This is a genomic window from Streptomyces sp. NPDC028907, from assembly GCF_055564995.1.
On the sequence record NZ_JBVHVE010000002.1, the window covers coordinates 581,008 to 596,730 of the forward strand.

16 protein-coding genes are annotated in these 15,723 nt (G+C 72.7%); 10 read left to right on the forward strand and 6 right to left on the reverse strand.

Annotation, left to right across the window (positions count from 1 at the left end; translation table 11 throughout):
* The 3 genes from ACZ4UU_RS07050 to ACZ4UU_RS07060 all read left to right on the forward strand — a co-directional run bounded on the left by ACZ4UU_RS07050 (position 1) and on the right by ACZ4UU_RS07060 (position 1,755).
* Positions 1 to 576, forward strand: a complete 576-nt coding sequence (locus ACZ4UU_RS07050) for a TerD family protein (protein WP_468037223.1) — start codon at positions 1 to 3, stop codon at positions 574 to 576.
* A 159-nt stretch (positions 577 to 735) separates the two neighbouring features.
* Complete coding sequence (locus ACZ4UU_RS07055) at positions 736 to 1,275, forward strand: GNAT family N-acetyltransferase (protein WP_468037225.1); 540 nt, start codon at positions 736 to 738, stop codon at positions 1,273 to 1,275.
* A 6-nt stretch (positions 1,276 to 1,281) separates the two neighbouring features.
* On the forward strand, positions 1,282 to 1,755 hold the full coding sequence (locus tag ACZ4UU_RS07060) for a hypothetical protein (RefSeq protein WP_468037227.1): 474 nt from the start codon (positions 1,282 to 1,284) through the stop codon (positions 1,753 to 1,755).
* A 14-nt stretch (positions 1,756 to 1,769) separates the two neighbouring features.
* Here the strand turns inward: ACZ4UU_RS07060 and ACZ4UU_RS07065 are convergent, their stop codons facing one another.
* Positions 1,770 to 3,173: a M1 family metallopeptidase gene (locus ACZ4UU_RS07065; RefSeq protein ID WP_468037229.1), complete on the reverse strand. Its 1,404-nt coding sequence runs from the start codon at positions 3,171 to 3,173 to the stop codon at positions 1,770 to 1,772.
* Between the two features lie 40 nt (positions 3,174 to 3,213).
* On the opposite strand from ACZ4UU_RS07065, the gene ACZ4UU_RS07070 reads away from it, so the two are divergent.
* Entirely contained in the window at positions 3,214 to 3,714 is a 501-nt protein-coding gene (locus tag ACZ4UU_RS07070) for a hypothetical protein (RefSeq protein WP_468037231.1), read from the forward strand.
* A 232-nt stretch (positions 3,715 to 3,946) separates the two neighbouring features.
* Here the strand turns inward: ACZ4UU_RS07070 and ACZ4UU_RS07075 are convergent, their stop codons facing one another.
* Positions 3,947 to 4,645, reverse strand: a complete 699-nt coding sequence (locus ACZ4UU_RS07075) for a pentapeptide repeat-containing protein (protein WP_468037233.1) — start codon at positions 4,643 to 4,645, stop codon at positions 3,947 to 3,949.
* Between the two features lie 198 nt (positions 4,646 to 4,843).
* On the opposite strand from ACZ4UU_RS07075, the gene ACZ4UU_RS07080 reads away from it, so the two are divergent.
* The 3 genes from ACZ4UU_RS07080 (at position 4,844) to ACZ4UU_RS07090 (ending at position 8,703) form a co-directional block, all read left to right on the forward strand.
* Positions 4,844 to 6,028, forward strand: a complete 1,185-nt coding sequence (locus ACZ4UU_RS07080; RefSeq protein ID WP_468037235.1) for an FAD-dependent oxidoreductase — start codon at positions 4,844 to 4,846, stop codon at positions 6,026 to 6,028.
* 78 nt (positions 6,029 to 6,106) lie between these two features.
* Positions 6,107 to 7,087 carry a zinc-binding dehydrogenase gene (locus tag ACZ4UU_RS07085; RefSeq protein ID WP_468037237.1) on the forward strand — a complete coding sequence of 327 codons (981 nt, stop codon included), beginning with the start codon at positions 6,107 to 6,109 and terminating at the stop codon, positions 7,085 to 7,087.
* 113 nt (positions 7,088 to 7,200) lie between these two features.
* Positions 7,201 to 8,703 (forward strand): MFS transporter, encoded by a 1,503-nt coding sequence (locus ACZ4UU_RS07090; RefSeq protein WP_468037883.1) that lies wholly within the window; start codon positions 7,201 to 7,203, stop codon positions 8,701 to 8,703.
* Between the two features lie 207 nt (positions 8,704 to 8,910).
* On the opposite strand, the gene ACZ4UU_RS07095 is transcribed toward ACZ4UU_RS07090, so the two are convergent.
* Complete coding sequence (locus tag ACZ4UU_RS07095; RefSeq protein WP_468037239.1) at positions 8,911 to 10,317, reverse strand: NAD(P)/FAD-dependent oxidoreductase; 1,407 nt, start codon at positions 10,315 to 10,317, stop codon at positions 8,911 to 8,913.
* On the opposite strand from ACZ4UU_RS07095, the gene ACZ4UU_RS07100 reads away from it, so the two are divergent.
* From ACZ4UU_RS07100 to ACZ4UU_RS07110, 3 genes are all read left to right on the forward strand, one after another.
* Positions 10,316 to 11,260, forward strand: a complete 945-nt coding sequence (locus ACZ4UU_RS07100; protein ID WP_468037241.1) for an aminoglycoside phosphotransferase family protein — start codon at positions 10,316 to 10,318, stop codon at positions 11,258 to 11,260. The two genes, ACZ4UU_RS07095 and ACZ4UU_RS07100, sit on opposite strands and share 2 nt — an antisense overlap.
* A gap of 9 nt (positions 11,261 to 11,269) precedes the next feature.
* Positions 11,270 to 11,758 (forward strand): GNAT family N-acetyltransferase, encoded by a 489-nt coding sequence (locus ACZ4UU_RS07105; protein ID WP_468037243.1) that lies wholly within the window; start codon positions 11,270 to 11,272, stop codon positions 11,756 to 11,758.
* Between the two features lie 70 nt (positions 11,759 to 11,828).
* Entirely contained in the window at positions 11,829 to 12,962 is a 1,134-nt protein-coding gene (locus ACZ4UU_RS07110) for a DUF4037 domain-containing protein (RefSeq protein WP_468037245.1), read from the forward strand.
* Here the strand turns inward: ACZ4UU_RS07110 and ACZ4UU_RS07115 are convergent.
* Genes ACZ4UU_RS07115 through ACZ4UU_RS07125 form a run of 3 tightly spaced genes read right to left on the reverse strand, consistent with a single transcriptional unit; the run spans position 12,959 to position 15,707 of the window.
* Complete coding sequence (locus ACZ4UU_RS07115; RefSeq protein ID WP_468037246.1) at positions 12,959 to 14,221, reverse strand: wax ester/triacylglycerol synthase domain-containing protein; 1,263 nt, start codon at positions 14,219 to 14,221, stop codon at positions 12,959 to 12,961. The genes ACZ4UU_RS07110 and ACZ4UU_RS07115 overlap by 4 nt on opposite strands.
* Positions 14,218 to 15,435 (reverse strand): beta-ketoacyl-[acyl-carrier-protein] synthase family protein, encoded by a 1,218-nt coding sequence (locus ACZ4UU_RS07120; RefSeq protein ID WP_468037248.1) that lies wholly within the window; start codon positions 15,433 to 15,435, stop codon positions 14,218 to 14,220. Before ACZ4UU_RS07120 ends, ACZ4UU_RS07115 begins: the two co-directional genes overlap by 4 nt.
* A complete protein-coding gene (locus tag ACZ4UU_RS07125) occupies positions 15,432 to 15,707 on the reverse strand; it encodes a phosphopantetheine-binding protein (RefSeq protein WP_468037250.1) in 276 nt (91 codons plus the stop codon). The genes ACZ4UU_RS07120 and ACZ4UU_RS07125 overlap by 4 nt, the downstream gene beginning before the upstream one ends.
* Positions 15,708 to 15,723: the final 16 nt, after the last annotated feature.

The window sequence follows — 15,723 nt, forward strand, 5'->3', positions numbered from 1 at the left end:
ATGGCTGTAAGCCTGTCCAAGGGTGGCAACGTCTCGCTCACCAAGGAGGCTCCGGGCCTGACCGCCGTCACCGTGGGCCTCGGCTGGGACGTCCGCACCACCACCGGCACGGACTTCGACCTCGACGCCTCCGCCATCGCGGTCAACCCCACGGGCAAGGTCTACTCGGACGCCCACTTCGTCTTCTTCAACAACAAGCAGACCCCGGACAGCACCATCGTCCACACCGGTGACAACCGCACCGGCGAGGGCGCCGGCGACGACGAGGCGATCAACGTCAACCTGGCCGGCCTCCCGGCCGACGTCGACAAGATCGTCTTCCCGGTCTCGATCTACGACGCGGAGAACCGCTCGCAGAACTTCGGCCAGGTCCGCAACGCCTACATCCGCATCATCAACCAGGCCGGCGGCGCCGAGATCGCCCGCTACGACCTCTCCGAGGACGCGGCCACCGAGACCGCCATGGTCTTCGGCGAGCTCTACCGCAACGGCGCCGAGTGGAAGTTCCGCGCCGTCGGCCAGGGCTACGCCTCGGGCCTCGTGGGCATCGCGCAGGACTTCGGCGTGAACGTCTGACGGACGCTGAGCTGAGCCGGAGCCCCTTGCCGCGGTACGCCGTGGCCGGGGGCTCCCGGCGTTCCCGGGTTCCGGAGTTCGGACATTCCGGAGTTCCGGCATCCCGGCGTTCCGGGGTCCCCGGCCCGTCGGTCGAGGGCTTCGATTAGGTTGCCCCCCATGATCCTCGACCCCCTCCCCCTCACCCCCGACCACGACATCCCGGCCCCCCTCCTCACCGAACTCACCGCCCTCTACGCCTCCAACCGCGACTTCCACGCGCTCAGCGGCGACTTCCCGGACCCGGACGACATCCGGCCGGAGCAGGTGGCGGCCGCGCTGGCCGAGGAGTTGCGGGTGCCCGGGGCGGAGGTGCTGCTCGCGCGCAGCGCCGGACGGCTGGTCGGGGTCGTGGTCACGCTGACCCGGCACCCGGACCCGTCCGACCCGGACCCCTGGATCGGCCTGCTGATGGTGGACGCGGAGGCGCAACGCCAGGGGCACGGCAGCCGGTTGGCCGCCCTCGTCGAGGACCGCTTCCGCACCGCCGACCGCACGGCCGTCCGCCTGGCCGTCCTCGACAACAACCCCGCCGCCCTCGCCTTCTGGACGGCCCTCGGCTACGAGACCCTCGGCTACGGACGCGACCGCCAACTCGACCGCCCCTGCACGGTCCTGCGCAAAGAGCTCGCCCCCTCCCCCGACGCCGACGAGGCCTGACCCGGCATGGACTGGACGCCCCTGGCCGGCACCGCCCTCGGCGCACTCGTCGGCGTCGGCTCGACCCTGCTCGCGGACCGGGCCCGCTGGCGCCGCGACAAGGCCGACCGCACCCGGCAGGAGCGCCGGGACATCTATGTGACGGTCGTGACGAAGTACCGGCTGGCGTACGAGGCCATGCACGCCGCCGCCCTCACCGGACGCGACCAGCCCGACGCGGTGCGGGAGGCGGCCGTACGGGAGGCCTTTCGGGCGTCGGGCTGCGACGAGGCGCGGGAGACCGCCCTGATCTGCGCCCCGCAGGAGATGGCCGACCTGCTGGAGGACGTCTACGCGACCCTGCGCGACCTCCAGGAGGCGTTCGCCGCCGGTGATCCGCCGCTGGACTCACCGCAGTTGCAGGAGCGGCGGCTCAAGCACGCCGAGGCGATATGGGCGGCGCGGGCGGCGATGCGACGGGATCTCGATCGGTCGGCCTGACGGGCGAACCGCCGTCACGGGTGGTCGGGCTTGCCCTCCCCGTACAACCAGTCCTCCCAGACGGAGCTGAAGTCCTCGTCCGGCGCCTTCTCCTCCACGTACGAGGTGAAGTCGTCGGTGTCCGCGTTGCCGTGCCGGTGGGCGGCCGTCCAACCCTGGACGATGTCGTAGAAGGTGTCGTCGCCGACGGTCTGGCGAATCTTGTGGATGACCATCGCGCCGCGCTGGTACACGGGGTCGTCGGAGATGTGCGCGGCGCTCGTGGGCTTGGCGGGCGGGAAGGCCCAGAGGTCCTCGTGGTCGTCCTCGCCGTGGTCGTACAGGGCGTCGAAGGTCTCCTGCGCGCTGTCGCCGCCGTCGTCCTCCTCCCACAGCCACTCCGCGTACGTGGCGAAGCCCTCGTTCAGCCACATGTCCCGCCAGCTCTTCGGCGTGACCGAATTGCCGAACCACTGGTGGGCGAGCTCGTGGACGAGCAGTTCGGTGCCGGGGGCGCCGGGGAAGACGGGCCGGTTCTGGGTCTCCAGGGCGTAACCGGCGTCGCCCTCGTCGGCGATGATCGCGCCGGTGGAGGCGAAGGGGTAGGGGCCGAAGTTGGTCTCGGCCCACTCGATGATCTCGGGTAGCCGGCCGAGGACGTCACGGCTGGACTCGTCCTGGGCGGGGGTCACGGCGGTGTAGACGGGCAGCTCGCTGTTGCCGGTGGCGGAGACGGTGGAGCGGCGGATTTCGTAGTCGCCGATAGCGAGCGCGGCGACATGACTCGCCATGGGTTCGGCGGTGCGCCAGTGGAAGGTCGTACGGCCGTCGTCGCTGGTCCGGTCGGCCAGCTCGCCGTTGGAGACGACCTGGAGGTCGTCCGGGACGGTGACCGAGATGTCGTACGACGCCTTGTCGGACGGGTGGTGGTTGCCGGGGAACCACGCCATGGAACCGGTCGGCTCCCCGAGGGCGAGCGCGCCGTCGGCGGTGGGCAGCCAGCCCTCCTCGGAGCCGTCGGGGTCGGTGACGGTCTGCGGGGTGCCGGAGTAGCTGACGGTGAGGCGGAAGGTCTCGCCCTCGTCGAGGTCGTCGTGCGGGCGGACGACGAGTTCCTGGCCGTTGCGGCTCCAGCGGGCCCGCTCGCCCTCCACGGTGACCCGCTCGACGTCCATGACCTTGAGGTCGAGGTCGAAGGCGGAGAGGTCCTTGGCGGCGCGTGCGGTGATCTCGGCGGTGCCGCTGAGGCGGCGGTCGTCGGGGTCGTAGGCGAGGTCGAGGGCGTAGTGGGTGACGTCGTAGCCGCCGTTGCCGGCCTTGGGGAAGTACGGGTCGCGTACGCCGGAACCGCCGGGGGTGCCCTGGACGCCGCCTCCGCACGCGGTGAGGACGAGGAGGGCCGAGGTGACAGTCAGGGCAACGGGCGCGAAACGGGACACCCGGTGATCCTATGAGGTCGGGCGTGACACCATCACCTCCGTGCTCGACATCGGCTACGCCCTCTCCAACCGCTTCCCGGACCCCCCGCAGACGGACTACCGCCGCGCGGACGTCCGCGCCCTGCGGCACGACCTGTTCTGCGGCGACGTCTACCTCGCCGACACCAAGGCGGACCGGGAGCTGTCCACAGCCTGGGGATGGGTGCCGGTGCTCGACTTCGCCTGGGCCCTGTGCGACATCGCCGAGCGGCTGGACCGGGACCCGGCCGGCTCCCGCGCCTCCCGCCCCCAGCACGCGGAACTGGACTTCACCGAGTCCACGGACCGCATGCTCTTCGAGCGCCGCTTCGGCTGGGTGGACATCGAGGCGGACTGGATGCCTGCGGAGGAGGCCCCGCTGACCTTCTCGCACTCCGAACTGCGCCGTGAGGCCCGCGACTTCCTGCACGACCTGCTCGCCGACCTGATCGACCTGCACGAGGACCTGGGCGAGAACCCGGCGATCTGGACGCTCCAGGCCCGGTTCCCCCGGGTGTCGTAGACGTCGCAGGCAGGGCCTGACAAGCGAAGGAGCCCTGTCCCGCGAACGCGGGGCAGGGCTCCTGATCCGAGCGCCGGGCAGGCCTTGCACCTGCATTTCCCCGCAGGAAGCGGGGCGTCTTTCCTTGGACCACCAACGCAGCACCGACCACCGGGAGTTCCGGCGAGCAGCTCAAGATCAATCATACCGGATCCATTCCAGTGCCCCGCACCCCCGGACCGGCGCCCTCGCGTCAGGCCCCGGCCTCCACCCTGATGCCCAACTGCGCCGCCAACACCGGAGCCAGATCCAGCAGTTGCCCCGAACTGATCACCGCCCCCGACAACCGGTCCACCCCGCGCGCGATGTCCAGCTCGGCCGCCCGGCGCAGGTCCACCTCGGCCAGCGTCACCCCGGTGAGGTCGACCCCCTTCAGCGCGCAGTCCACGAACTCCACCCGCTCCAGCCGTGCGCCCCCGAAGTCCGGCTCGACCAGGACGCAGCCCTCGAAGACGACGTCCTTGAGCCTGGCCTTGCGCAGGTTCAGGTAGTCGATCTTGCCGCCCCGGATCACGACCCGCTCCAGCGCGGCCCCGTGCAGTTGCACCCCGCCCAGCCGGGCGTCGACCAGCTCCACGTCCCGCAGGGTCGACTCGGCGAGGTCGGTGCCGACACCCCGTAGCCCGGTGAGGACCGAGTCGAGGATCCGGGCGTGGTGAAGTCTCGTCTCGTCCAGCGCGCACCCGGTCAGCGCGCAGTCCATGAAGCGGGCGCCCGCGCCGTCCTGCCCGGTGAGGTCCTTCTCCCGGAACTCCAGCCCGTCGTAGTCCCCGTCCGGCTCCAACTCCCCGTCCCGGAAGGGCTCCAGCGGCGGCAACCGCACCTCGGGCCGCCGCGCCCCCTTCACGCCGCCCCTGCCCGGACCGCCCGCACCCATCGCTCTCCTCGCCATGCCCCCATGCTGCACCCGCCCACTGACAATTCCCCTGACCTGCGACGACACGGCCGCGGCAGCCACTGCGACACCCACCGCCCACCTTGGTCGCCGACCCGGCCGCCGCCCCCGATGTCACATTCCGGGTGCCCTGCGTCGTCGTAGTCACAGAGAAGGCCAGAAAGGCGACCCCGAGCACGAGGGAGACCCCCAGCCATGCACCGCATCACCGTCATCGGCGGCGGCTTCGCCGGACTCACCGCCGCCATCACCGCCGCCGAGGCGGGCGCCAAGGTCACCGTGTACGAGGCCCACCACACGCTCGGCGGGCGGGCGCGCACCGCCGAGGGGCCGTACCGGACGAACGACGGACCGCACGCCCTGTACAACGGCGGTCCGCACTGGGCCTGGCTCAGGCAGCGCGACCTCATCGGGCCGCTCGCGCCGATCCCGCCCCTGGAGGCCGCGCGGCTGCGGCTGCGGTACCGGGGCGTCCTGCGCCGCACCCCGCCGTTCGCCCTGCTCAAGCTGTTGCGGCGGGGCCTGCCGCAGGCGCCCGTCGACGTCGACTTCCTGACCTGGGCCACCGGCATCGCGGGCGAGGAGGGCGCCCGCGCCGCCGCGCACTACTCGGCCGTCGCCCTGTTCCACCACGACCCCGGCGCCGTGTCCGCCGCGTTCGTACAGGAGCGGCTGCGCCGGGCCACCAAGCTGCCGCCGGAGGCGCACTACCCCCGGGGCGGCTGGGCGACCATGATCGACCGGATGGCGGCGCGAGCCTGGAACCTGGGGGTCCGGATGGAGACCCTGTCCCGCGTCGACAGCCTCGACGACCTCGACAGCCGGACGGCCGGCGCGCCCGTCGTCGTCGCCACCTCCCTCGACGCCGCCCGCCGTCTCCTCAAGGACGACTCGCTGACCTGGACCAGCGGCCGTACGGCGCTCCTCGACCTCGCGGTGCGGACCCGGCGCGGGGACGCCTTCGTCGTCTCCGACCTCGACGCGCCCGGCTGGCTGGAGCGGTTCACGGCACAGGACCGGTCCCTCGCGCCGACCGGCGAACAGCTGATCCAGGGCCAGATCCCGATCGCCCCGCACGAGACCAGGGCCGACGGCATCGCCCGTGCCGAACAGCTCCTCGACCTCGGCTTCCCCGGCTGGCGCGAACGCGTCACCTGGCGGCGCGAGTCCACGGCGAACGGCCGTACCGGCGCCGTCGACCTGCCCGGCACCAGCTGGCGGGACCGCCCGGCCGTGGACCGCGGCGCCGGGGTCTATCTGGCGGGCGACCAGGTCGCCGCCCCCGGAGTCCTGTCCGAGGTCTCCTTCAACAGCGCCCTCACCGCCGTGTCCCTGGCCCTGCGGCCCGCCCGGCACTCCCTTGACCTCAAGGGAGCTTGAGGTTGCAGCATCGATCAGCCGGCCCCGTGACGGGGCGGGCGCCCTGACACACCGAGTTTCCGACGATGGGGGACCCCGATGCACGCCATCCGCCTGCATGCCTTCGGCCCGGCAGAGAACCTCACCTACGAGGAGACCGACGACCCCACGCCCGGCCCCGGCCAGGTCCGGATCGCCGTGGCGGCCGCCGGGGTCCACCTCCTCGACACGGCCCTGCGCGAGGGCATCCAGGGCCCGGCGCCGCAGCCGCCCACTCTGCCCACGATCCCCGGCCGCGAGGTCGCCGGCGTCGTCGAGTCCCTCGGCGAGGGCGTCGCGGAGCTCTGGCTCGGCAAGCGCGTCGTCGCCCACCTCGGCTTCGCGCCGGGCGGCTACGCCGAACTCGCCGTAGCCGATGTCGACCGCGTCCACGAGATCCCGGCCAACCTCGACCCCGCCCAGGCCGTCGCCATGATCGGCACGGGCCGTACGACGATGGGGATCCTCCAGTTCGCCGAGCTCGACCCGGACGCGGTGGCCGTGATCCCGGCGGCCGCGGGCGGCATCGGCACGCTGCTCGTGCAGTACGCCAAGAACGCCGGCGCCGTCGTCATCGGCCTCGCGGGCGGCCCGGAGAAGGTCGCGCGCGTGCGGGAGAACGGCGCCGACCTGGCCGTCGACTACAAGGACCCGGTGTGGCCGGAGAAGGTCCGCGCGTTCCTCGGCGGGCGGCCCGCGACCGTCGTCTTCGACGGCGTCGGCGGCGACGTGGCCCGCGAGGCGGTCGCGCTGCTCGGCCCCGGCGGCCGGCACCTGGTCTTCGGCTGGTCCGGCGCGGGCCTGCACGACGGCACGCCCTACTTCGTCGAAGGCGTCTCCCAGCAGGTCCTCGGCCCGCCGATGATGCGGCGGGCCGGCGGCCCCAACCCGGTACAGACCCTCGAACTGCGCGCTCTCGCCGAGGCCGCCGAGGGCCGCCTCACCCCGGCCGTGCAGCGCTTCCCGCTGGCCGAGGCGGCGGCCGCCCATCGCGCCCTCGAAACGCGCGGAACCACCGGAAAGGTGGTACTGGAACCATGACCGACCGCAAGCCCGCGCGGGACCGCGTACCGCCGCAGTCCCGCGACGGGGGATCGCACTCCAAGCACTCCTCCCCAGATGCGACACGCCCCGAACCATGGTCTTCTGGCCAGGTGAACGTCACCCGAACGGGTGAATCCGCCCAGGCCGCCGGCCCCGACCCCCGCCGCTGGTGGGGCCTGGTGATCATCGCGCTCGCGCAGCTCATGGTCGTCCTCGACGCGACCATCGTGAACATCGCGCTGCCCTCCGCCCAGAGCGACCTCAGCATGACCGACGGCAACCGGCAATGGGTGATCACCGCCTATACCCTGGCCTTCGGCGGACTGCTGCTGCTCGGCGGCCGCATAGCCGACCTGGTGGGCCGCAAGCGCACCTTCGTCATCGGCCTGGTCGGCTTCGCCGCCGCCTCCGCGCTGGGCGGCGCGGCCACCTCGTCCGGCATGCTCTTCGGCGCCCGCGCCCTCCAGGGCGTCTTCGCCGCCGTACTGGCCCCATCGGCCCTGTCGTTGCTGACGACGACCTTCACCGACCCCAAGGAGCGCGGCAAGGCCTTCGGCATCTACGGCGCCCTGGCCGGCAGCGGCAGCGCGATCGGGTTCATCGTCGGCGGGCTGCTCACCGAGTACCTGGACTGGCGCTGGTGCCTGTACGTCAACGTGCCCATCGCCGTCGTCGCGGTGATCGGCGCCCTCGCCCTGCTCCACGACAGCCCCCGCCACGCGGGCGCCCGCCTCGACGTGCCCGGCGTCCTGCTCGGCTGCGGCGGCCTGGTCGCGATCGTCTACGGGTTCGCCGAGGCCGAGCCGCGCGGCTGGACCGACCCGCTGGTCCTCGGGCTCTTCGCGGCGGGCGTCGTGCTCCTCGCGGCCTTCGTCTGGTGGCAGACCCGGGCCCCCGTGCCCCTGCTGCCGCTGCACATCATCAAGGACCGCAGCCGCGCCGGCTGCTTCCTGACCATGGCGCTGGCCGTGATCGGCATGTTCGGGCTGTTCCTGTTCATGACCTACTACCTCCAGGTCATCCTCGACTACTCGCCGGTGATGACCGGCCTCGCCTTCCTGCCCCTGACGGCCGCGATCATCATCGGCTCCACCCAGATCGCCGCCCGGCTGCTGGACCATGTGGCGCCCCGTCTGCTCATGGCCCCGGGTGCCCTGCTGGCGACGGTCGGCATGGTGCTTCTGACCCGGCTGACGGTGCACTCGTCCTACGCGAGCGACATCCTGCCCGCCCTGATCCTGATGGGCCTCGGCATGGGCCTGATCTTCATGCCGGTGTTCGCCACGGCGACGGCGGGCGTGGCGCCGCAGGACTCCGGGGTGATCTCGGCGACCATCAACACCTCGCAGCAGGTGGGCGGTTCGATCGGTACGGCCCTGCTGAACACCGTCGCCACCACCAGCGGCGCCGCCTACATCACCGCCCATCTCACCGACCCGGCCCAGCGGGCCCTGGTCACCAGGGAGGGCGTGGTCCACGGCTACACGGTCGCCATCTGGTGGGCCGCCGCCATCATGCTGCTGGCCGGCCTGGTCGCCGCCCTGATGGTCACGGCGAAGCCCCCGAAACACGGCGCCCCGCAGGACACGCGGGTCCCGGAGTCGGTGAACTGAGAGACGGCCCCGAATTCCGAGGGCGACGCGGACGGACCGCTGAGGGCCGCGGGCCTGCGGTGTGGTGGGCGTGGAGTGCGACGGTTTCCGGAAAACTGTCGCACTCCACGCGCAGGTGACCTGTCACCGGCACGTTCGCCAACGTCGTCACGCCCTCACGAAGGGCCGCCCCCGCCCCTCGCCACGACACTCAGCCGACGGCCATTCTCAGTCGCGCCCGGCCACCTTGTCCGCCACCCGCGCCAGCCGCGACGCCTGCGCCGCCCCGCTGCCCTGCTCCCTGCGGTCGGCGGCCCGGTAGGTGGCGTACAGCCCCTGCACACCGAGCCAGCGGAAGGGCTCCGGCTCCCACTTGCGCACCTTGTGCCCGACCCAGGGCAGATCGAGGAGTTCGGTGCGCCCGCCCTGTCCCGAGTCCTGCTGGACGAGGTCCCGCAGGGTGCGGGCGGCGAGGTTGGCGGTGGCCACGCCCGAGCCGACGTAGCCGCCCGCCCAGCCGATGCCCGTCGAGCGGTCCAGCGTGACGGTCGCGCACCAGTCGCGCGGCACGCCCAGCACACCCGACCAGGCGTGCTCGATCCGCACCCCGGCCAGCGCCGGGAAGAACCCGACGAGGATCTCCCGCAGCGCCTCGACGGTCGCCGGCTGCGTCCGGCCGTCGTTGTCCGTCCTCGACCCGAACCGGTACGGCACCCCGCGCCCGCCCAGCGCGATCCGCCCGTCGGCCGTGCGCTGCGCGTACATGTAGGCGTGCGCCATGTCGCCCAGCGTCTCGCGCCCGTCCCAGCCGACCGACGCCCACTGCTTTGCGGTGAGCGGCTCGGTGGCGATCATCGAGGAGTTCATGGGCAGCCAGGTCCGCTTCTGGCCCTTGAGGCTCGCCGTGAAGCCCTCGGTGCAGCGCAGGACGTAGGGCGCGCGGACCGTGCCGTACGGGGTGACCGCGTGCTTGGGCCGGATCTCCGTGACCGGCGTCAGCTCGTGGATCGTCACGCCCAGCGCCTCGACGGCCGCCGCGAGCCCCTTGACCAGCTTCACCGGGTGCAGCCGCGCGCCGTGCGGCGTCCAACTCGCACCGACCGCGTCCGCCACCCGGATCCGCTCGGCGGTCTCCCGGGCGCCGTACAGCTCGCGGTCCTTCTCGCCGTACGACAGCTCGTGCTCGTGGAAGGCCTTCAGCCGGGCCAACTGAGCGGGCGTACGGGCGACTTCGAGAACCCCGCCCTGATGGACGTCGGCGTCGATACCCTCCGCCTCGGCGGCCCGGACGACCTCGTCGACGGTGTCGTTCATGGCCTGCTGGAGCCGTACGGCCGCCTCGTGGCCGTGCAGTTCGGCGTACCGGTCGCGGCCCGCGATGCCGTTGTACAGCCAGCCGCCGTTGCGTCCCAAGGCCCCGTAGCCGCAGAACTTCTGCTCCAGGACGGTGATCCGCAGGAAGGGGACGGCCTTCTTCAGGTAGTACGCGGTCCACAGTCCCGTGTAGCCGCCGCCCACGATCACCACGTCCGCCGAGGTGTCCCCCGCGAGCGGTTCGCGGACCGCGGGGAGGCCGTCGTCCGCGTACCAGAAGGAGATGGCGCCGTTCACGGCACCGCTGACCGAGCTGCTCATGGGAGAGAAGGTAATTCGCGTGAGCCGTTTCCGGGAGCCCAGTAGCCTGCGAAAGGTGATCGACATTCCGCAGGAGCTCGCCGCATCACAACAGCAGTACAACGGGGAGGCGGGCCGCGCGTTCATCGCCGGACTTCCCGCCCTGACCGCCGGATTCCTCGACCGCTGGGAACTGCGGGTCGACGGCCGCCCGATGCACGGGGTCAGCGCCCTGGTCCTCCCGGTCCTGCGCCGCGACGGCGTCCCCGCCGTGCTGAAGCTGCAACTCCTCGACGAGGAGAGCGCGGGCGAGCCGGTGGCCCTGCGCGCGTGGGACGGCGACGGGGCGGTCCGGCTCCTCGACCACGACGAGGCCACCGGCACCATGCTCCTGGAACGCCTCGACTCCGCCCGCATGCTCGCCCACCACCCGGACATCCACGAGTCCGTCCTGGTCATCGCCCACCTGCTGGCCCACCTCACGTCCTTCCCCGCCCCCACCGGCCTGCGCCACCTCGGCGACATCGCCCGGGACATGCTGGAGCAGACCCCCGAGGCCCTGAAGCTCATCCCAGACCCGGCGGCCCGCCGGACCCTCGCCGACTGCGCCGCCGCCGTACGCGAGGTCATCGACGACCCCGGCGACCGCCTCCTCCACTGGGACCTCCACGACGAGAACGTCCTCGCCTGCGAACGCGCCCCCTGGCTCGCCATCGACCCCAAGCCCCTGACCGGCGACCCCGGCTTCGAACTCTGGCCGGCCCTGGCCAACCGCTTCGACCCCGCCGACATCCTCTGGCGCTTCGACGCCATGACCGACGTACTGGCCCTGGACCGTGCACGCGCCCGAGCCTGGACCTACGGCCGACTCCTCCAGAACTGCCTCTGGGACATCGAGGACGGCCGCCCCCTGGACGAGGAGCAACTGGAAATCGCCAGGCGGCTTCGTGACCGCGCCAGCTAGCCTGCGCCCATGATCCGACCCGCCACGCCCGCCGATGTCCCCGCCATCCACACCCTCGTCCGAGAACTCGCCGAGTACGAGAAGGCGTTGGAGGAGGCCAGGGCGACCGAGGAGCAGCTCCACGCGGCCCTCTTCGGCGACCACCCGGCCGCCTACGCGCACATCGCGGCCGACGACACGACCGGCGAGACCGTCGGCTGTGCGATCTGGTTCCTGAACTTCTCCACCTGGCGCGGCGTCCACGGCATCTACCTGGAGGACCTCTACGTCCGCCCCACCGCCCGGGGCGCCGGCCACGGCAAGGCCCTGCTCACCGAGCTGGCGCGGCTGTGCGTGGAGCGCGGCTACCAGCGCCTGGAGTGGTCCGTGCTGAACTGGAACGCCCCCTCCATCGCCTTCTACGAGGCCCTCGGCGCCCGCCCCCAGGACGAATGGACGGTGTACCGCCTTACGGACGAGGCGCTCACGGAGCTGGGCGGCGGCCCTCCGGAGGCCTGACTGTCCCCAACTCGCAACGGCGTGACCGAAGTTCGCATGACCCCTCACCGAATGGGCACGGCTCCCTGGCATGAGCCCCACGAATATGCGCCCCCCACACACACCCGCGGCTGAGCCCCCCTTCGTCCCCGGCCTCGAACTCTCCCGCCGCTTCTACACTGACGCCGTACGCCCCCTGCTGGAGGAGGCCGCCCCGGGCGTCCCCCACTCGGCCGCCCGTATCGGCAGCGGATCCGAGGTCCTCGGCTACGACACCCCTCGCTCGGCCGACCACGAGTGGGGCCCGCGGCTCCAGGTCTTCCTGCACCGCCACGACGTGCCCCGGCACGCGGCCCGGATCAGACACATACTCGCCGAGCACCTCCCGAAGACGTTCCTGGGCCACCCGACCAACTTCGCCCCCACCGGAGAGAGCCGCGACATCCGCGTCATGCGGCGCACGGACGGCCCCGTCCACCACCGCGTGGAAGTGACCGGCACCGCCACCTGGTTCACCGACACCCTCGGCTTCGACCCGGCGCAGGGCATCACCCCGGCCGACTGGCTGGCCGTACCCGGCCAGCTGCTCGCCGAGGTCACCGCGGGCGCCGTGTTCCACGACGGTCTGCACACCCTGACCCCGTTACGCCGCGCGCTGCGCTGGTACCCCCACGACGTCTGGCTGTACGTCCTGGCCTGCCAGTGGCAGCGCATCGCGCAGGAGGAGGCCTTCGTGGGCCGCTCGGGTGAGGTCGGCGACGAGCTGGGCTCCGCCGTCACCGCCGCCCGCCTGGCCCGCGACCTGATGCGGCTGTGCCTCCTGATGGACCGCCGCTACCCGCCGTACGGCAAATGGCTCGGCAGCGCCTTCGCCCGCACCGCCGCCGGCCCCCGCCTCTCCCCCGTGCTCACGGCCGCGCTCGCCGCCACGGACTGGCACACCCGCGAACGTCACCTGGTCCACGCGTACGAGATCGTCGCGCACCAGCACAACCAGCTCCGTCTGACCGACCGCGTCGACCCCGCCACGCGCCCGTACCACTCCAGACCCTTCCAGGTCCTGCGCGCCGACCGCTTCGCCGCGGCCCTGACCGCCCGCATCACCGACCCGGCCCTCAAGGACCTGCCGCTCTTCGGCGCGGTGGACCAGTTCGTCGACAGTACGGACGTCCTGACCCGCCCCGAGTCGGCCCGCACCCTGAGCCACGACGTACGCAAGCCCTAACCGGCCCGCACGGCCGACACGTCGCACGCCGCGAGCGCCTCCAGCTCCCGGGCGACCGCCGCGCCGATCAGCTCGGCGTCACCGGCCCGCGTGTGACTGACGACCGTGAGCGTGTAGGCGTCGGCGGTGTGGACGAGGCAGAGGTTCGCCGTACCGGGAGGGGACAGCTGCGGCAGGGGGACGACACGGTCCAGGGGGCGGCCGTGCAGATGACTGGGGTGGTCCCGCCACTTGAAGGCGGTGCACAGGCTGGTGGTGAGTTCGGGTCGGGCCAGTCGCCGGGCCATCACCCCGGCCAGCCACGGCACGGCACGCGCGGCCCCCTGAAGCGCGGGAAGGATCGCGCGGTGGGCGTCGCAGCGCCGGTCGAACCCCGCGACCTGGTCCTGGCAGGCCGCGAGGCGCGCCAGGGGGGACTCCAGGTCGACGGGCAGCGGCATCCGCAGCACGGTGACGCCGTTGCCGAGCTGCTGCGCGCTGCGACGGGTCCGCAGGTCGACCGGGACCGTGGCGTAGAAGGGGTTCGATCCCTTCGGCCAGGCCCGCAGCGGCCCGTGGCACACCCGCAGGGCACCGGCGTACGCACTCAGCAGCAGCTCGTTGAGGGTCGCCCCCCGCCCGTCGGCCGGCTGCCGGCGAGCCGTGCGCATCACCTGCGGATCGAGCTCCACCACCGCCACCGACGGCCGCGCCTCGCCGGGCGAAGCCGTGGGCAGGGGCCGCCCGAGCGCCCCGATCCGGCGCAACTCCCTGCCCACGACGGCCGCGCTGACGGCCGGACGCCGCCGTACCGTCGCGGTCGGGTCCGCCGCGGCCGGCACGCGCGGCGGCAGCGGCGGTACGGCGTCGTCCATCAGCAGCCGGAAGACCGTCTCCAGCGATCTGCCGTCCAGCAGCGCGTGATGCGCGAACAGCACGAGGGCGTTCCGCCCGACCAGCAGCCGCCACAGCGGCCGTTCGGCCGGCAGCAGCCGGCTCACACCGTCGGCGAGCAGGGACCGCAGTTCCTGGTCCGTTGTGGTGATGTGCGCGCCGGGATCGAACGGCCCGGCGGTCTCCCAGCGGTGGCACGACAGCGCCCCCGACCCGGCGGGCGGCCGCAGGACCAGGCTCATCCGTTCCAGCCCGCCCCACCGTTCACGGACCCGGGCCCGCACCCGCTCCAGGTCGAACGGCTCGCCGGGGAACACCCCGGCGATACCGATCGTCCCCGGCAGCCCGTTGCGCAGATGCCCTTCGTCGATGGCCGTCAGCCTCATGTGCCACAGCCGTGGGGCGAGTCGAACACCACACACGCGTTGTGGCCGCCGAAGGCGAAGCTGTTGCTGATCACCGGACCGTCCGGGATCTTGCGCGGCTCCCCGACGACCATGTCCAGCTCGCACCGGGGATCCAGCCGCGTGAGATGCGCGGTCGGCGGCGCGAGCCCCTCCCGCACGGACAACGCGGTGACCACGGCCTCCAGCGCTCCCGCCAGCCCCAGCCCGTGCCCGGTCACGGCCTTGGGCGCGGTGACGGGCACCGCGCGCGGGCCGAACACGGCGCTGATGGCCCGCGCTTCGGCGAGGTCGTTCAGCTCGGTCCCGGTGCCGTGCGCGTTGACATGGGTGACGGCGTCCGCGGTCGTACCGGCGTCGACGAGCGCCTGCTCCATGCACGCCCGGGCGCCCGTCCCGTCAGGGTGCGGTGCCGTCAGGTGGAAGGCGTCGGACGTACGCCCGTACCCGGTCAGCGTGGCGTAGACGCGGGCGCCCCGCTCGCGGGCGAGGTCCAGCCGCTCCAGCACCAGGAACGCCGCCCCTTCGGCGAGGACGAACCCGCGTCGCCCGACGTCGAACGGCCGTGACGCGGAGGCGGGATCCTCGCACTCGGTGACCATCGCCCCGGCCCGCCCGAACGCCAGCGCGGTCGTCGGAGTCAGCGGGCTGTCATGGCCTCCGGCCACCACCACGTCCGCGTACCCCGCCCTGATCATCTGCATCGCCTCGCCCACGGCGTGCGTGCCGGAGGCGCAGGCGGTGGAGACCGTCAGGCTGGGCCCGGTGATCCCGAGCCTGGCGCTGATCCAGTAGGCGCCCGCGTTGTTCATCAGCCGGGGCGCGTAGAGCACGTCGGGCTGCCCGATGCCGTTCTCCTGGCTGATCACCCCGCCGTACCCGGTGCCGGTGACCACCGCCCGCCGGCCGGGACCGACGTGCAGCCCTCCGGCGTCCGCCACCGCGTCCACGGCCGCGCACACGGCCAGCTGCGCCGAACGGTCCATCCGGCGCACCTCCTTGGGCGCCAGGCAGCCGGACGGGTCGAACGCCGTCATCGCGGACGCCGGGTACACGACCGTGCCCTCGTCGTCGAAGGCGTGCAGCGACGTCGCGGAACGGCACCGTACGAGACTCTCCCAGAGCTCCTGCGGACTCGCTCCGGCCGCGCAGCGAACTCCGAGGCCGGTGACGGCGACGGCGGGTCGGCCGGTCATCGGGCGAGGGTGCTGTGGGCGCCGGGGGTACGCAGCCGCACGATGAGGTCGGCGACATCACCCACGGTGGACACGGCGGCCTTGTCGGTCCCTCTCAGACAGACGCCGAACAACTCCTCCGAAGCCGCTTCCAGTTCGGTGATGTCCAGGCTGTCCGCGCCCAGATCGGCGACGAGCCGAGCCTGCGGGACCACCGCCTCCGGCGGCACCGACATCACCCGCGCGCACAGCGGGCGCAGCGCTTCCCATACGTCGCCGTGTTCCGCTTCCATGCAACTGCCTCCATCT